This is a genomic window from Kribbella sp. NBC_00709 (assembly GCF_036226565.1).
GTDB lineage: Bacteria > Actinomycetota > Actinomycetes > Propionibacteriales > Kribbellaceae > Kribbella.
In genome coordinates this window covers 3475397-3492103 of sequence record NZ_CP108996.1, presented here as the reverse complement: position 1 = coordinate 3492103, position 16707 = coordinate 3475397, and the positions used below count along the sequence as shown (strand labels likewise).

General features: G+C 67.7%; 11 protein-coding genes. 6 read left to right on the top strand and 5 right to left on the bottom strand.

Annotated elements, in window-relative coordinates:
• Positions 1-26: 26 nt before the first annotated feature.
• From OHA18_RS17305 to OHA18_RS17290, 4 genes are all read left to right on the top strand, one after another.
• Positions 27-863 carry a class I SAM-dependent methyltransferase gene (locus OHA18_RS17305; protein ID WP_329005132.1) on the top strand — a complete coding sequence of 279 codons (837 nt, stop codon included), beginning with the start codon at positions 27-29 and terminating at the stop codon, positions 861-863.
• A 92-nt stretch (positions 864-955) separates the two neighbouring features.
• A complete protein-coding gene (locus tag OHA18_RS17300; protein WP_329005131.1) occupies positions 956-1300 on the top strand; it encodes a DUF485 domain-containing protein in 345 nt (114 codons plus the stop codon).
• The gene (locus OHA18_RS17295; RefSeq protein ID WP_329005130.1) at positions 1297-2934 is read left to right on the top strand and encodes a solute symporter family protein; all 1638 of its coding nucleotides are present in this window, start codon (positions 1297-1299) and stop codon (positions 2932-2934) included. The genes OHA18_RS17300 and OHA18_RS17295 overlap by 4 nt, the downstream gene beginning before the upstream one ends.
• A 681-nt stretch (positions 2935-3615) precedes the next feature.
• Positions 3616-7206 (top strand): discoidin domain-containing protein, encoded by a 3591-nt coding sequence (locus OHA18_RS17290; RefSeq protein ID WP_329005129.1) that lies wholly within the window; start codon positions 3616-3618, stop codon positions 7204-7206.
• 589 nt (positions 7207-7795) lie between these two features.
• Here the strand turns inward: OHA18_RS17290 and OHA18_RS17285 are convergent.
• The 4 genes from OHA18_RS17285 to OHA18_RS17270 all read right to left on the bottom strand — a co-directional run bounded on the left by OHA18_RS17285 (position 7796) and on the right by OHA18_RS17270 (position 12691).
• Complete coding sequence (locus tag OHA18_RS17285) at positions 7796-9733, bottom strand: HNH endonuclease (protein ID WP_329005128.1); 1938 nt, start codon at positions 9731-9733, stop codon at positions 7796-7798.
• A gap of 119 nt (positions 9734-9852) precedes the next feature.
• Positions 9853-10278 (bottom strand): MarR family winged helix-turn-helix transcriptional regulator, encoded by a 426-nt coding sequence (locus OHA18_RS17280; RefSeq protein WP_329006125.1) that lies wholly within the window; start codon positions 10276-10278, stop codon positions 9853-9855.
• A gap of 44 nt (positions 10279-10322) precedes the next feature.
• Positions 10323-12164 (bottom strand): asparagine synthase (glutamine-hydrolyzing), encoded by a 1842-nt coding sequence (gene asnB, locus OHA18_RS17275; protein ID WP_329005127.1) that lies wholly within the window; start codon positions 12162-12164, stop codon positions 10323-10325.
• An 86-nt stretch (positions 12165-12250) separates the two neighbouring features.
• Positions 12251-12691 (bottom strand): hypothetical protein, encoded by a 441-nt coding sequence (locus OHA18_RS17270; protein WP_329005126.1) that lies wholly within the window; start codon positions 12689-12691, stop codon positions 12251-12253.
• A gap of 139 nt (positions 12692-12830) precedes the next feature.
• Between OHA18_RS17270 and glnII the strand changes: the two genes are divergently transcribed.
• Together glnII and OHA18_RS17260 are read left to right on the top strand one after the other, a co-directional pair.
• Positions 12831-13850 (top strand): glutamine synthetase GlnII, encoded by a 1020-nt coding sequence (gene glnII, locus OHA18_RS17265; RefSeq protein WP_329005125.1) that lies wholly within the window; start codon positions 12831-12833, stop codon positions 13848-13850.
• A 51-nt stretch (positions 13851-13901) separates the two neighbouring features.
• A complete protein-coding gene (locus OHA18_RS17260) occupies positions 13902-14414 on the top strand; it encodes a hypothetical protein (RefSeq protein WP_329005124.1) in 513 nt (170 codons plus the stop codon).
• Between the two features lie 156 nt (positions 14415-14570).
• Here the strand turns inward: OHA18_RS17260 and acs are convergent, their stop codons facing one another.
• Positions 14571-16505 carry an acetate--CoA ligase gene (gene acs / locus OHA18_RS17255; protein WP_329006124.1) on the bottom strand — a complete coding sequence of 645 codons (1935 nt, stop codon included), beginning with the start codon at positions 16503-16505 and terminating at the stop codon, positions 14571-14573.
• Between the last annotated feature and the right edge of the window lie 202 nt (positions 16506-16707).

The following is a 16707-nucleotide window of genomic DNA, read 5'->3' as shown; positions in this document are numbered from 1 at the left end:
CGTCCACTACGGCATGATTTGCGGTAATGACCACCGATGACCCAACCGGGGACGCCGCGGACACCCCGGCCAACGGCGCGCAGGCGGCGCGGGCGAAGTCGTTCGGCGCTGTCGCGTCGGCGTACGACGTCGGCCGTCCGATGTTCCCGGCCGACGCGCTGACCTGGGTCCTGGGCCCCGGCCGCGGACTGCAGGTCCTCGATCTGGGCGCCGGCACCGGCAAGCTCGCCGCGGTCGCGGCCGGGCTCGGCCACGACGTGATCGCGGTCGACCCGTCCCAGGAGATGCTCGAGGTCTGCCGCCGGCGGTCCGGTATCGACACGATGGTCGGCGCCGCGGAGTCGATCCCGCTCGCGCACGCGTCGGTGGACGCGGTCGTCGTCGGGCAGGCGTTCCACTGGTTCGACCATGCCCGCGCGCTGCCGGAGATCGCCCGGGTATTGCGGCCGAACGGCGTACTGGGCCTGCTCTGGAACAACGCCGACACCGTGGTCCCCTGGGTCCGGCGGATCTTCCAGGTGATCCAGGGCGACGGCGCCGGCGGCAGCGACCGGTTCGACCCGGTGCCGATCCTCGACCAGTCGAACCTGTTCACGCCGCCCGAGTTCGCCCGGTTCCGGCACTGGCACGACCTGAACCGGGAAGGCCTGCGGCAGCTGGCCCAGTCGCACTCGCGGGTCGCCGTACTCAAGGACACCCGGCGTGACCAGGTCCTGGACCAGATCGAGCTGATCTACGAGCACACCGCCCGGCCCCCGGAGGCGTTGCGGATGCCGTATTTCACCGACTGTTTCCGGGCGCATCCCAGCGAGTTCGCCAATTACCGCCGTACCGTCGACGGGCCGGTCGCACCGCACCTGTGAAGATCTGTAGAAACGTTTTGGTTGCGGAAGGTCACAAACAGGCGACTTGCGGCTAACGTGCACCTGTTCGAGTCCGGCCAAAAGGGGATCTGATGGACGACCAGGCGGTGCGCGAGCGCGATGCCCGCGCCTACGAGGCGGTGCACGAGGCGGCCGACTTCACCGAGCTGAAACGGCGCTACAAGAACTTCGTGGTGCCGTGGACCATCGCCTTCATGGCGTGGTACCTGGCGTACGTCGCCTGCAACAACTGGGCCCGGGGCTTCATGAGTCACCGCCTGGGCGGCAGCCACATCAACGTCGCGCTGATCTTCGGGCTGCTGCAGTTCGTGTCGACGTTCGTGATCGCCGCCGTGTACGGCCGGTTCGCCAACCGCAAGCTCGACCCGCTGGCCCACGGCCTGAACGCCAAGTACAAGAGGGAGCGCCGCCGGTGAACACGCTGCTCATCCCGCTGGCCACCGAGCCCGGGAACCGCGCGCTGACCATCTCCTTGTTCTCCGCGGTCGTTGCCGTGACGCTGTACATCACCTGGTGGGCGTCCCGGCAGAACAAGACCGCCGCCGACTACTACGCCGGCGGCCGCAACTTCAGCGGCGCACAGAACGGCCTGGCGGTCGCGGGTGACTACATGTCCGCGGCTTCGTTCCTCGGTATCTCCGGCCAGATCGCCCTCTACGGGTACGACGGCTTCCTGTACTCGATCGGGTTCCTGGTCGCCTGGCTGGTGGCGCTGCTGCTGGTCGCCGAACTGCTCCGGAACTCGGGCCGCTTCACGATGGCCGACCAGCTCGCGTTCCGGATGAAGCAGCGGCCGGTCCGGACCGCGGCCGCGACCTCGACGATCGTGGTCTCGATCTTCTACCTGCTGGCCCAGATGGTCGGCGCCGGCTCGCTCGTCGGGCTGCTGCTCGGCGTGAAGAGCGAGGGCCTGAAGGCCGCCGTGATCATCCTGGTCGGCGCGCTGATGATCATCTACGTGACGATCGGCGGCATGAAGGGCACCACCTGGGTGCAGATCGTGAAGGCCGTGCTGCTGATGGCCGGCACCGTCGTGATCACCTTCCTGGTGCTGCTGAAGTTCCACTTCAACATCTCCGACCTGCTCGGCTCGGCCGCGACCAAGTCCGGCCACGGCGAGTCGTTCCTGCAGCCCGGCCTGCTGTACGGCAAGGACCTCACCGGCCAGATCGACTTCCTCTCCCTCGGCCTCGCGCTGGTCCTCGGTACGGCGGGTCTGCCGCACATCCTGATCCGCTTCTACACCGTGCCGGACTCGCGGTCCGCGCGGCGGTCGGTGCAGTGGGCGATCGGCCTGATCGGCGTGTTCTACCTGATGACGCTGGCCCTCGGGTTCGGCGCGGCGGCGCTGCTCGACACCGGCAAGGGTTCGGCGGTGGCCGAGTCCAAGGGCAACGTCGCGTCGCCGCTGCTGGCGGAGTCGGTCGGCGGTGGCGCCGGATCGGTCGGTGGGGCGATCCTGCTGGCGCTGATCGCGGCCGTCGCGTTCGCGACGATCCTCGCGGTGGTCGCCGGCCTGACGCTGACGTCGGCGTCGTCGTTCGCGCACGACCTCTACGCGAACGTGATCGCCAAGGAGAAGCCGTCCGAGAAGAGCGAGCTGCGGGTGGCACGGTTCGCGGCGATCGGGATCGGTGCGGTGGCGATCGCGCTGGCGATCCCGGCGCAGAAGCTGAACATCGCGTTCCTGGTCGCGCTGGCGTTCGCGGTCGCGGCCTCGGCGAACCTGCCGGCGCTGCTGTTCAACCTGTTCTGGAAGCGGTTCAACACCGCGGGCGCGACCTGGAGTATCTACGGCGGCCTGATCTCCGCGGTGGTCCTGGTGGTGTTCTCGCCGGTCGTGTCCGGCAAGCCGACGTCGATGATCACCGGCACCGACTTCGCCTGGTTCCCGCTGTCGAACCCGGGCATCGTGTCGATCCCGCTCGGCTTCCTGTTCGGCGTCCTCGGCACGTTCCTCGGCCGGGACAGGTCCAGCGAGACCCGGTACAAGGAACTCTCGGTCCGCGCGCTCACCGGCGCCGGCGCGGAGGGTCCCGCCAAGCACTGAGGTCACGCACGAAGGGCCGGCCCCGCACTCCGCGGGCCGGCCCTCGGTACGCGGTGTGCGTGGGCGGATTCCAGTGGTCGGAAACCTGAACCTAGGCGCGGGTATCTTGCGAGCGACAACGTGAACCGAACGCGAACTGACACTTCCTCACGTCGAATCACCTCAGGAGATGAACTTTGACCGACATTGACGCACCGGATCCCGACGTACCCGAGGCCTACCGTCTCTTCAAAATCCACCAGAGGACAGGCGAGAGCATCAAGACCGCCGTGGAGAATGGAAACATATCCGCGGGGACAGCCGAAGTGTTGGAAGACATCAATGACCATCTCAACGGCAAGTGGAGGTCCTCAAGGCCGGCTTCCAACAGAGATGGTCAGGCTCGTTGACAAGAGGCGCCTTGGCGCCGCGCTCCGATGAGGACCCGGTGACTGTCCTCGTCGGAGCACCCAATCCGCCGGCATGGAAAGTCCGCCGGCGCTGATTCCACCGCATCGAAGGGCCTGCCCGCACTCCGCGGGCCGGCCCTTTCGTCGTTCACGAACCGTTGACGCCTGCGTAGCGATGCCGTAACAATGAGCCAGCGCTACGCAAGAAATGAGCAAAAGTAGAGAAAGTTCTGGACTCTCGCGTGGCGCCCGTTCCCCCTGCCTCCTCATCACCCGCCCACCAGGAGAGGCCATGCGAATCCCGAAATGGCGGCTGCCGGTCGCCCTGCTCGCCGCGAACCTGGCGCTCGCAGCGAGTCCCTTGCTCCATCCGACAGGCGCCGGCACCGCGTCGGCCGCCGTACTCGCCGGACCCAATCTCGCCGCCGGCAAGGCCGCCTCGGCCAGTAGCAGCACCCAGACCTACGCCGCGTCCAACGTGACCGATGGCAACCAGAGCAGCTACTGGGAGAGCGCGAACAACGCGTTCCCGCAGTGGGTCCAGGTCGACCTCGGCTCGTCGGTCGCGACCAACCAGGTCGTGCTCAAGCTGCCGACCGCGAACTGGGGTGCCCGCGACGAGACCCTCGCGGTCCAGGGCAGCGTCGACGGACAGAACTTCACCGACCTGTCCGCGTCCGCGCCGCGCACGTTCAGCCCGCCGAGCAACACCGTGACCGTCGACTACGGCACGGCGACCACGCGGTACGTCCGGATCCGGATCACCGCGAACACCGGCTGGCCGGCCGGGCAGCTGTCCGAGCTCGAGGTCTACGGCCCGGCCACCGGTGACACCCAGGCTCCCACCGCCCCGGGCGGCCTGGCCTTCACCGAGCCCGGTGCCGGGCAGATCAAACTCACCTGGAACGCGTCGACCGACAACGTCGGTGTCACCGGGTACGACGTCTATGCGAACGGTCAGCTGCGCACCAGCGTGGCCGGCACCGTGCTCACCTACACCGACAACCAGGCTGCCAATGTATCGGTGTCGTACTTCGTGCGCGCCAAGGATGCTGCTGGCAACCAATCGTCGAACAGCAACACCGTCACCCGGAACGGCAGCGGCGGACCGAGCAGCAACCTCGCGCTGCACAAGCCGATCACCGCGTCCGGGTACACGTTCACCTACGTGCCGGCGAACGCGAACGACGACGATGTGACGACATACTGGGAGGGCAACGCCAACCCGGCCACGCTGACCACGCAGCTCGGTGCGAACGCGGACCTCAGCTCGATCGTGGTCCGGCTCAACCCGGACTCGGCGTGGGGACCGCGGACGCAGACGTTCTCGATCCTCGGCCGGGAGCAGAGCTCCTCGACCTTCACCACGATCGTCGCTTCGGCCGGCTACGACTTCAACCCGTCGAGCGGCAACAGCGTGACGATCCCGGTGAGCGCGCGGGTGGCCGACGTACGGCTGAACTTCACCGGGAACACCGGCGCACCGGCCGGGCAGGTCGCCGAACTGCAGGTGCTCGGCGTACCGGCTCCGAACCCGGATCTCACGCTCTCGAACGTGTCCTGGACCCCGACCGCGCCGGTCGAGACCGACGCGATCACGGTCCGTGCGACAGTGAACAACGGCGGTACGGCGGCCTCCACGGCGACCGACGTGAACTTCTACCTCGGCGACACCAAGGTCGGTACGGCGGCAGTCGGCGCGCTCGCGGCCGGGGCGTCGACGACGGTCAGCGCATCGATCGGAGCGCGGGACGCCGGGTCGTACGCGTTGAGCGCCAAGGTCGACGAGGCCAACTCGGTGATCGAGCAGAACGACGGGAACAACACCGCGGCCGCCTCCGGGCCCCTCGTGGTGACGCCGGTCGCGAGCTCCGACCTGATCGCATCGTCGGTCAACTGGACGCCGGGCAACCCCTCGGCGGGCAACTCCGTCGCCTTCTCCGTTGCCTTGCGCAACCAAGGCAGTGACGCCTCGGCGTCCGGTGCGCACGGGATCACGCTGACGGTGCTGAACGGGTCGTCGGTGGTGACGACGCTGACCGGGTCGTACAACGGCGCGATCGCGGCCGGCGCGACCACTCCTGCTGTTGCACTGGGCAACTGGACGGCGGCGAACGGCCGCTACACCGTACGCGTCGTGCTGGCGGACGACGCGAACGAGTTGCCGGTAAAGCGGACCAACAACACGAGCGAGCGGCCGCTGTTCGTGGGGCGCGGGGCCAACATGCCGTACGACCACCTGGAAGCCGAGGACGCCGCTACCGGCGGCGGCGCGGCCGTGATCGGACCGAACCGCACCATCGGCGACCTGGCCGGTGAAGCATCCGGACGGCGCGCGGTCACACTCAACGCGAACGAATCGTACGTCGAGTTCACTACCCGCGCCAGCACGAACACGCTCGTCACCCGGTTCTCGATGCCGGACTCGTCGGGCGGCGATGGGCAGACGTCATCGATCAGCGTCTACGTCAACGGCAGCTTCGCGAAGACGTTGCCGCTGACCTCGAAGTACGCCTGGCTGTACGGGGCAGAGGCATCGCCGAACAACTCACCAGGCTCTGGTCCGGCGCGGCACATCTACGACGAGGCCAACCTCATGCTCGACCAGACCTACCCGGCCGGGACGAAGATCCGGCTGCAGAAGGATCCGGCGAACAGCCTGACGTACACGATCGACTTCGTCGACACCGAATCGGCGACGCCGATCCCCAACCCTGGCACGGGATTCGTCACGCCGGCCGGCTTCAGCCAGCAGGACGTGCAGAACGCGCTCGACAAGGTGCGCCAGGACACCACGCTGCAGGGTGTGTACCTGCCGGCCGGTGACTACGACACGTCGTCGAAGTTCCAGGTGTACGGCAAGGCGATCAAGATCGTCGGGGCCGGGCCGTGGTTCACCCGGTTCCACGCGCCGACCACGCAGGACAACACCGACATCGGGTTCCGGTCCGAGGCATCGGCGAACGGGTCGACGTTCAGCGGGTTCGCGTACTTCGGCAACTACACGTCGCGAATCGACGGGCCCGGCAAGGTCTTCGACTTCTCCGGTACGGCGAACATGACCATCGACAACGTCTGGGTCGAGCACATGGTCTGCATGTACTGGGGTTCGAACACCGACACCTCGACGATCAAGAACTCGCGCATCCGGGACACGTTCGCCGACGGCATCAACATGACGAACGGATCGGCCGGCAACACCGTCAGCAACAACGACGCCCGGTCGACCGGTGACGACAGTTTCGCGCTCTTCAACGCCACCGACAACGGCGGCGGAGAAGTCCGGGACAACGTCTTCGAGAACCTGTCCGCGTCGCTGACGTGGCGGGCTGCCGGGTTCGCGGTGTACGGCGGGACGAACAACATCTTCCGGAATCTGTACGCGGCAGACATGCTCACGTACCCCGGGATCACGATCAGCTCGCTGGACTTCGGCATTCCGATGAACGGTTTCGGTGCTACCCCACCGACGGTCTTCCAGAATGCATCCGTTGTGCGGTCCGGCGGGCACTTCTGGGGCAACCAGGCTTTCCCCGGAGTGTGGATCTTCTCGGCATCGAAGATCTTCCAGGGGATTCGCGTCACTGATCTGGACGTCGTCGATCCGACGTACAGCGGAATCATGTTCCAGACCAACTACGTCGGCGGGCAGCCGCAGTTCCCGGTCGCCGACACCGTCTTCACCAACACGACGATCTCCGGGGCCCGCAAATCCGGCGACGCCTTCGACGCCAAGTCCGGCTTCGGCATCTGGGCCAACGAACTCCCCGAACCAGGCCAAGGCCCCGCCGTAGGCACCGTCACCTTCAACAACCTAACCCTCTCCAACAACGCCAAAGACATCCAGAACACCACCACAACCTTCACCATCAACCGCAACTGACCAACCCGCCGGAGGCCACGAGCCCACCCACCTCGCGGCCTCCGGCGCCCAAGACCTGAAGGAGTACGACAGGCTCACCCGAGCGGACTCGGGTGAGCCTGTCGTACGTCGCCGCCGGAACCAACCCGGGCAAACCCACCACAGCTACAGAACCAAAACCCGAGCAAACCGACCACACACCCACAGAACCGACCCGAGCGAACCCACAACAGACCCACGGAACTGACCGGGGCGAGCTCGCTGCGTGCCGGTGTCCGACCCGGCGAACCCTGTCGGACGCCGGTGGGGCGGCCGATCTACCCCGCACGATGCTCATGGCGAGCCGGACCAGCGCCCGAGACGCCACGCCGTCAGCTGACGTTTCGCAGCCGAGCCGCAGCTGATGCCCGACCGCAGCGGAGCGGCACCTGTGCCCGCCACACGCGAAGCCGCGGCTCCCCGGGACCCGCAGGTCGCCGGAACTTGCCGGTTCGCCGGGTCCGCGGGGATCGCCGGAACCTGCGGGGTCGCGGAACCTGCAGGGTCGCGGAACCTGCGGGGTCGCGGAACCTGCGGGGTCGCCGGAACCTGCGGGGTCGCCGGCAGCGAATTAGGCGACGCGTCCGGGTGTGGTGGTTGCCGATTCACCGCGATGGTCAGGTGATCTGTCCGTTGGGTTGTCGGCGACGAGTCGGACGATGGATGATCCAGGGTCTTCACCCCAGGCTTCGATGGCGGCCGCAGCACGGAGCTCCGCGTCCGTGAACTCGTCACGCCCGGTCGTCTCGCGCAGCTGCTCGAGCGCTCTCCGCTCAAGCACACCGTGCCCAGGCGCACTCCGCTCAGGCACGCCCTGCTCAAGCACGCCCTGCTCAAGCGTTCGCTGCGTGGGTTCACTCTGCTCAAGCGTTCTCTGCGTGGGGGCCGAGGCGAGTGGTCGGCGTGCGGCGTTTGCCGCCGGTGCCGTTGGTGGACGGTCGGGCGGTGATGTGGCCGGCTCGGTCTGGGGTGGCGCCGTGGAGGATGAGCTGGTGGGTGGCACCGGTCTTGATTCTGGTTTTGATCCTGCCGCGGGCGGTGGTGCCGGTTGGGCTTGACGAGGTCGGTGGGCGGTTGATAGGTCTGCCCAGGCGGGGCGGGCGACGTGGACCTGGCCGTTGGCGATGCTGATCGTCCAGTGGCCGTGGTGCAGGTCGGTGGGGTGACGGCGACACAGCAGTACGAGGTTCGAGAGTTTGGTTTCGCCGCCGACGATCCATGAGGTCAAGTGGTGGGCGTCGCAGATGATCGGGGGCGCTCCGCAGACGACGCAGCCGCGGTCGCGGGTGTTCAGGGCGCGGCGCATGGCGCGGGTCACGAGGCGTTCGGTGCGGCCGACGTCCAGCGGTTCGGAGTTCGAGCCGAGTATCACCGGGATGACCTTCGCATCACACGCCAGGCGCCGGATCGTGGCCGCGGACAGTCCGGAACCGTAGACGGTGTCGCCGATCGCGTCCGCGGTTGCAGCCTTGAGATCTTGCAGGTCGATGGTCACGGTGATGTTCGCCTTCGCCCCGAACCCCGGCACCACCTCACCACCCACCCCGCCACGCCCCCGTCCAGCCGGGCCACCACCAGCCGAGCCACCGTCGAACCCGCTCGCCGCGCCGCCCCCAGTCTCCGTCGCCGCGCAATCCGCCGCCGCGCCCGCCGCCGTATTGCAGTCGTCGTTGCCCGACGCCGCACCACCCGACGCCGCAGGACCCGGCGTGGTTGGTTGGGTGGTGGGGCGGGGGATGGTGGGGGAAGGGGTGCCGGCGTCGAGGGCGGTGGCGGCGAGGGTGAGGGTGGTGGTGAGGGCGTCGGCCTGGCGCTTTTCGCGGGTGCGGGGGTCGGGCTCGCCGTCGACGGTTTTGTGGGGGCGGGCGCCGGCGAAGATCATCGAGCGCAGCAGTTCAGCATTCTCGTTGGCGAGGTAGCCCTTGAACTTGATGCCACGATCGGCCGCCATCAGAGTCAAGCTCTCGCGGGCAGACGCCTTGCGTTCTTCGGGCTCAGGACCGTCGGTGTCGAGAATGTTGCGAGCCCGCTCGGCGGCCTTGCGCAGCTCCACCGGGGGCAGATGCCTGGCCAGACGCACCAATTCTTGCTCCGCGACCTCCAGATCCGCGACCGGCACGCTCGCCGGCACCTTCTCCAGGGCGCTCACGATGGCCTCGGCCTGCGCCGGCCGCAACATCACCCCGTCCGCATCACCGGCGCCGGCCGCATCACCAACCTCGCCGTCGACGTGACCGACGGCATCGGGCAGGGCCGCGGCGACCGCCGGATACCTCGGCAGGGCACGAGCGAGCTGGACGTCGCGGCGGGCGCGGTAGTGGTCGAGGCGGTAGCGGTACTCCAGGAACTGGACCGTGTCACGGGCACCCACCTCCGCGGCGTACCCCGACTTGTCCAGAGCGGCCACGAGTCGCAGGCGGCGCGTCTCGATGCGGGCGAGGTCGGCGTCGGCCTGGTCGAGAGCGCGCACCAGCTCACCGTCGCTCATCACCTCAGCCGCTCGATCCATGCAACGACTCTAAACACCACCACCGACAGTTTTCACAGCCAGAACCCCTTGTTTCCAAGGAGATTCGTTATCCACAACCTCCCCCTTCTGTGGATCTTGCCGTGGGCAACCGGATTGGGCTAGAGGTCGTCGGCGATGCGGGCCAGGGCTTCGCCGGCTTTGAGGAGGAGGGCTTGGTCGGCGGCGGGGAGGCGGTGGAGGAGGTTGGCCAGTTCTTCGGCGGCTTGGCGGCCGGAGGCTTCCACTGTGGCGGCGCCGGTTTCGGTGAGGACTACTGCGGTGGCGCGGCCGTCGACCGGGTCGGGCTCGCGGCGTACCAGGCCGGCCTGTTCCAGCCCTGCGACCGTGGTGGTCGCGGTGGGTTGGGAACACGGCACGCGGGCGGCGATCTCGCCGATCCGGATGGGTTGCTCGTCGGCGATCAGCATCAGCGCCAGGAACTGCGTCGGGTGCAGGAGCGTGGTTGTCCTGCTCCGGCGCAGATGCCTGACGATCCGATGCATGCTGACCAGCAGCTGCAATGCCTCCTGCGCCAAGGTGATCACCTCCGTCGGGAAGCGCCATCCTGGCACAGGCCACCAAACATCGCCTACCGCGGAAGCTTGATATCGGGGTGATAAAGGTCAAGCCAGGTCGCCAGCGACAGGGTCTGCTCCAGCTGCCGCCGGGCATTTCCGTCGGCCGCACGAGCCAGTTGCTCGGCGAGTTTCCGATCGACCAGCTCGAACACCGGATGCCGGTCCGCCAGCAGCCCACGGACCTGGCCGGCCAGCGCCTCGACGTACGCCGGGTCCTGCGTCTGCGGGTACGGCGACTTCCGCCGGTCCACCACCGACTGCGGGAGTACGTCGCGGGTCGCCGCCCGCAACAGGCTCTTCTCGTGCCCGTCGAACGTCTTCAGCGACCACGGAGTGTTGTAGACGTACTCCACCAGCCGGTGGTCGCAGAACGGGACCCGGACCTCCAGCCCGACGGCCATACTCATCCGGTCCTTGCGGTCGAGCAGGATCCGCACCATCCGGGTGAGGTGCAGATAGCAGACCTTCCGCATCGCCCACTCGTCGTCGGATTCGCCCTCGAGCCGCTCGATCTCGCCCACGGCCTCGGCGTACCGGTCCCGCAGGTGACCACCGAGATCGAGCCGCTTCAGCACGTCCTTCCGGAGTACGTGGACCTGACCGGCCTGCCGTCGCGACAGCGAGTACGCGATCCACGGGAACATCGCCCGGTTCCGGACCTCGGGATCGTGGAACCACAGGTACCCGCCGAACACCTCGTCCGCCGACTCGCCCGACAACGCCACCGTCGACTGCTCGCGGATCGCGGCGAACAGCAGGTACAGCGAGTTGAAGATGTCCCCGCCGAGCGGTGCGTCGTTCGCCCGGACCACCTTCCGCCGGATCTCCGGATCGGTGAGTACGGCGTTGTCCAGCACGATGTCCGAGTGCTGCGAGTGCACCAGGTCCGCGACGTCGTGCACGTACGGCGTGTCCGGCGTACCCCGCAGCTCGGTCGGCTGGAAGTTCTCCTCCTGCCCGACGAAATCGACCGCGAAACTGCGGACCTTCCGCCCCTCCTCCGCCAGCTGTCCGGCCGCGAGCGCGGTGATCGCGCTGGAGTCGAGCCCACCGGACAGCAACACACACCGCGGTACGTCGGCCACGAGCTGCCGGCGGGTGATGTCGTCGAGCAGCTCGCGGACGTGTGCGACCGACGTGTCCTGGTCGTCGGTGTGCTGCCTGGTCTCCAAGCGCCAGTACGTACTGCGGTGGATGCCCGCGCGATCGACCGTCACCACCGTGCCCGGCTCGACCTCGAACATCCCCGCCCACAGCGACGCCCCGGGCGTCTTCGACATCGTGAACAGTTCCCGCAGCCCGCCGGCGTCGACGACAGCCGGTACGGCGGGATTCGCCAGGATCGCCTTCGGCTCGGAGCCGAACAGCACGCCGTCCGCGGTCGGGTAGTAGAAGAACGGCTTGATGCCCATCCGGTCGCGGACCATCACCAGGGTCTCGGTCCGCGGGTCCCAGATGGCCAGTGCGTACATCCCGTTCAGTCGTTCGGCGAACGCAGTACCCCACTCGACGTACGCGCGCAGTACGACCTCGGTGTCCGAGTCGGTCGTGAACGCGTGCCCGCGGCGGCGGAGCTCGTCGCGCAGCTCGGTGTAGTTGTAGACCTCACCGCTGTACACCATGCCGAGCTCGACGGTCCGGCCTTCGTGGACCACCTCGGACGTCATCGGCTGCTCGCCGCCCGGGAGGTCGATGACCGCGAGTCTGCGGTGCCCGAGCGCGACGTGCGGCGAGTACCAGGTGCCTCTCGCGTCCGGCCCGCGGCACGACATCGTCTCGGTCATCGCATCGACGACTTCCCGCCCCGCGCCGAGGTCCTGCCGGTACGCCACCCACCCGGTGATGCCACACATACGGTCGCTCCTCTCCCGAGATACATTTCACTCCAATGTATTTCTCGCGGTGGGTGACACAAGCGCTCGTTTCCGTGAGCAACCTCTCAGAGATGTACTGCGACCACGCCGAGAGCGAAGGCGAGCCCGGCCAGGGCGAGCATGGTAGTCGCGAGAATGATCAGCCGGCGTTGCAGCGCGGGCAGCTCGGCCGCGGTGGCGAAGACCCGCTGCGGCCAGTGGCGCCAGGAGACGTACCAGAAGATCCCGCTCGCGATCAGCAGCAGCAGTCCCTTGATCGCGTGGATCCACCAATGGTCCCGGTCGATCGCGAGCATCGCCAGCCCCGTGACCGCGATCGCCCCGACCAGCCCGACCACCTTCCACCGGTTGCCCGAGGCAATCACCGCGGTGAGCTGCTCACGGCCGCCCTGATCGTTCCCGAAGTACCGCTTGAGCTTCGGCTGCACCACGAACAACGAGTACGCCATCCCGCCCACCCAGGCCGCGGCAAGGCCGGCATGAATGATCGCCAGAAGCACAGTCATCCCTCGACACTAGTTGTCGACGTCACCTCCCGGTTAACACGCCGGTCACATCGAAGCAACAGGGACGAAATTGCCGCTTGGCACTGTCGAACCAGGCCGGCCGGATCGCCAACACGTCGGCTGTGACGAGAGGACCGACGTGAGTTACAAGGCCGAGTACATCTGGATCGACGGGACCGAGCCCAGCGCGCGACTGCGATCGAAGACGAGGGTCCTCGCGGACGGCGCCACGCCGCCGGACTGGGGTTTCGACGGCTCGAGCACGAACCAGGCGCCGGGTGACAACTCCGACTGCGTGCTCAAGCCGGTCTTCTGCTGCCCGGACCCGATCCGCGGCGGAGACCATCAGCTGGTGTTGTGCGAGGTCTACCTCGTGAACGGCACCCCGCACCCGACGAATCATCGAGCCGAGCTTCTTCCGGTCGCCGAGACGTACGCCGAGCAGGACTCCTGGTTCGGTATCGAGCAGGAGTACACGTTCTTCCAGGAGGGCCGGCCGCTCGGCTTCCCGGGCATGGGCTTCCCCGCGCCACAGGGACCGTACTACTGCGGCGTCGGCGCCGACGAGGTCTTCGGCCGCGAGATCGTCGAGAAGCACCTGGATGCGTGTATCGAGGCAGGGCTGGCGATCTCCGGCATCAACGCCGAGGTCATGCCCGGCCAGTGGGAGTTCCAGATCGGACCCGCGGGTCCGGTCGAAGTGGCCGACCACCTGTGGATCGCCCGCTGGCTGTTGTACCGCATCGCCGAGGAGTACGACGTGGCCGCGACGCTGGACGCCAAGCCTGCCAAGGGTGATTGGAACGGCGCCGGCGCACACACGAACTTCTCGACCAAGGCGATGCGTGAGGGGTACGACGCAATCCTCACCGCCTGCGAGGCGCTCGGCGCCCCGGGCAAGGTCGACGAGCACATCGCGGGGTACGGACACGGCATCGAGGAGCGTCTGACCGGCGCGCACGAGACTGCCCCGCACGATGTCTACAGCTACGGCGTGTCCGACCGCAGCGCCTCGGTCCGGATCCCGTGGCAGGTCGAGGTCGACAAGAAGGGGTACATCGAGGACCGCCGCCCGAACGCCAACATCGACCCGTACAACGTGACGCGTCTGCTGGTGAACACCTGCTGCTCCGCCCTGGAGAAGGCCGGTCAGGTCTGACGTCCATGCCCGACCAACCGCGCGGGGTCTTCCGGCCTTACGGTGAATGCCGTGGAGAACGTGCGAGTGTTTCATCGGAGCGGCCAGTGGTGTCCCGGGCAACGGATCGATGACGTCGTCGCCTATGACGTCCAGATCCTGCCCGAGTACCAGGTGGCTGGCCGCCCGACCGTCGATCGCAGTTACCTGCTGCTCGGCGAGGGGATCCAGCTGACCAAGCCCGCGGTGTTCGAGGGTCCGGTCGAAGGTTGGTGGTACGTCGACCTCGTGGAGATCGAACGCACCGACGCCGGCCTCGTCGTCCACGACATGTACGTCGACTTCCTGATCCCGCCCGCCGTGGATCGCTACCAGATCCTGGACCTGGACGAACTCGCCGACGCCCTCCGAGCCGGCAAGCTCACCGCAGCCCAATGCGCCACAGTCCTTCACACCACCCAACAATTCATCAACCACTACCTCCGAGGCGCAGCGGAAGGCCCCATCGGCCCGCAACACCCGTTCCCGCCCACCGTCGTCGCGGCGCTCGAGTCCCTCCCGTCCTTCCTCGACGCGAACAGCTGACACCCGCGCCGCCGAGTCGTGGGAGATGGTGGCCGGCGGGTTTGCCGAGTCGTGGATTGCGGTCGGTCTCGCGGACCCGGATCCACGACTCGATGGCGGGAAGACGACAGGCCCCCGGGATCAGTCCCGGGGGCCTGCGCTGGGTGGTTCGGGTACTCAGTCCTCGTCGGACTTGCCGGCGGCCAGGTTGGTTTTGATGAGGTCCATGACGGTGGAGTCGGCGAGGGTGGTGACGTCGCCTACCTCGCGGTTTTCGGCGACGTCGCGGAGCAGGCGGCGCATGATCTTGCCGGAGCGGGTCTTGGGGAGTTCCGAGACGACCATGATCTGGCGCGGCTTGGCGATCGGGCCGATCTCCTTGGCGACGTGGTTGCGGAGTTCCTGAACCACGTCAGGGCCACCGTCACCCGCCTCGGAGCGCAGGATCACGAACGCCGCGATCGCCTGACCGGTGGTCGGATCCGAAGCGCCGACGACAGCGGCCTCGGCGACCTTCGGGTGCGAGACGAGAGCGGACTCGATCTCGGTCGTCGACAGCCGGTGGCCGGACACGTTCATCACGTCGTCGACCCGGCCGAGCAGCCACAGGTCGCCGTCCTCGTCCTTCTTCGCGCCGTCACCGGCGAAGTACACGCCCGGCCAGCGCGACCAGTACGTGTCGATGAACCGCTGGTCGTCGCCCCACAGCGTCCGCAGCATCGACGGCCACGGCTTGGTGATGACCAGGTAGCCGCCCGACCCGTTCGGCACCGGGTTGCCCGCGTCGTCGACGACGTCGACGTTCACACCCGGAATCGCCCTCATCGCGGCGCCGGGCTTCCCCGCGGTCACGCCCGGCAGCGGCGAGATCATGTGCATGCCGGTCTCGGTCTGCCACCAGGTGTCGACGACCGGTGCCTTGTTCCCGCCGATGTGCTCGCGGTACCAGACGTACGCCTCGGGGTTGATCGGCTCGCCGACCGACCCGATGACCCGCAGCGACGACAGGTCGAACTTCGCCGGGACGTCCGCGCCCCACTTCATGAACGTGCGGATCGCGGTCGGAGCGCAGTACAGGATCGAGACCTTGTACTTCTGCACGATCTCCCACCAGCGACCCTGGTGCGGGGTGTCCGGGGTGCCTTCGTACAGCACGGAGGTGGTCGCGTTCGCGAGAGCGCCGTACACGATGTAGCTGTGCCCGGTGACCCAGCCGATGTCGGCCGCGGTCCAGTAGACGTCGGTCTCCGGCTTGAGGTCGAACACACCCCACTGCGTGTACGACGTGCCGACCAGGTACCCGCCTGTCGTGTGCAGGATGCCCTTCGGCTTGCCCGTGCTGCCCGACGTGTACATCACGTACAGCGGGTGCTCGGCGTCGAACGCTTCCGGCGTGTGGTCCACGGACTGCTTGCCGACGAAGTCCTCCCACCAGAGGTCGCGGCCGTCGGCCATGGCGGTCTCCTGGCCGGTGCGCTTCACGACGAGCACGTTGCGCACGTCCGGGCAGTCCACCAGTGCGGCGTCCACGGCCGGCTTCAGCGCCGCGGCCGAGCCGCGACGGTAGCCGCCGTCCGAGGTGATCACGACGCGGGCGTCGCAGTCCAGGATCCGGTCCTTCAGCGCCTCGGACGAGAAGCCCCCGAAGATGACCGTGTGCGGGGCGCCGATCCGGGCGCAGGCGAGCATCGCGACCACGGTCTCGGGAATCATCGGCATGTAGATCGCGACGATGTCACCGGGCTGCACGTTCAGCTCGAGCAGGGCGTTGGCCGCCTGGCTGACCTGGTCCTTCAGCTGCGCGTAGGTGATCTCGCGGGTGTCGCCGGGCTCACCCTCGAAGTAGTACGCGATCTTGTCGCCGAGACCGTTCTCGACGTGGCGGTCGACGCAGTTGTACGCCGCGTTCAGCTTGCCGTCGGCGTACCACTTGGCGAACGGCGGGTTGCTCCAGTCCAGCGTCTCGGTCGGCTCGGTGGCCCAGGTCAGCCGCTTGGCCTGCTCGGCCCAGAACCCCTCGAGGTCCGCGGCGGCCCGGTCGTACGCGTCGGCCTTGAGGTTCGCGTTCGCGGCGAGCTCGGCGGGCGGCTCGAACCTGCGCTCCTCGTGCATCAGGTTCGACAGCGCCTCGGACTGGGCCTCGGGCTTGGGTGACTCTGCATTCGTCACGTCGACGACTCCTCATCGCTGGCTTCGGCGCGCTGGAGCGCCCGACTACCTTTCTACCAACGCTCACCCTGCCACGGAACCGGGGTATCGCCGAGTCGTTTCGAATCTGCGCCGAACAGGACGGATTCCGGGCCTGGCGGTCAGG

Bases quoted from the DNA above. Each gene is read 5' to 3' on its own strand.
- acs (WP_329006124.1), bottom strand. From the start codon at position 16,505: ATGCACGAGGAGCGCAGGTTCGAGCCGCCCGCCGAGCTCGCCGCGAAC.
- OHA18_RS17270 (WP_329005126.1), bottom strand. From the start codon at position 12,691: ATGACTGTGCTTCTGGCGATCATTCATGCCGGCCTTGCCGCGGCCTGG.
- OHA18_RS17305 (WP_329005132.1), top strand. From the start codon at position 27: ATGACCACCGATGACCCAACCGGGGACGCCGCGGACACCCCGGCCAAC.
- asnB (WP_329005127.1), bottom strand. From the start codon at position 12,164: ATGTGTGGCATCACCGGGTGGGTGGCGTACCGGCAGGACCTCGGCGCG.
- OHA18_RS17285 (WP_329005128.1), bottom strand. From the start codon at position 9,733: ATGGATCGAGCGGCTGAGGTGATGAGCGACGGTGAGCTGGTGCGCGCT.
- OHA18_RS17300 (WP_329005131.1), top strand. From the start codon at position 956: ATGGACGACCAGGCGGTGCGCGAGCGCGATGCCCGCGCCTACGAGGCG.
- OHA18_RS17290 (WP_329005129.1), top strand. From the start codon at position 3,616: ATGCGAATCCCGAAATGGCGGCTGCCGGTCGCCCTGCTCGCCGCGAAC.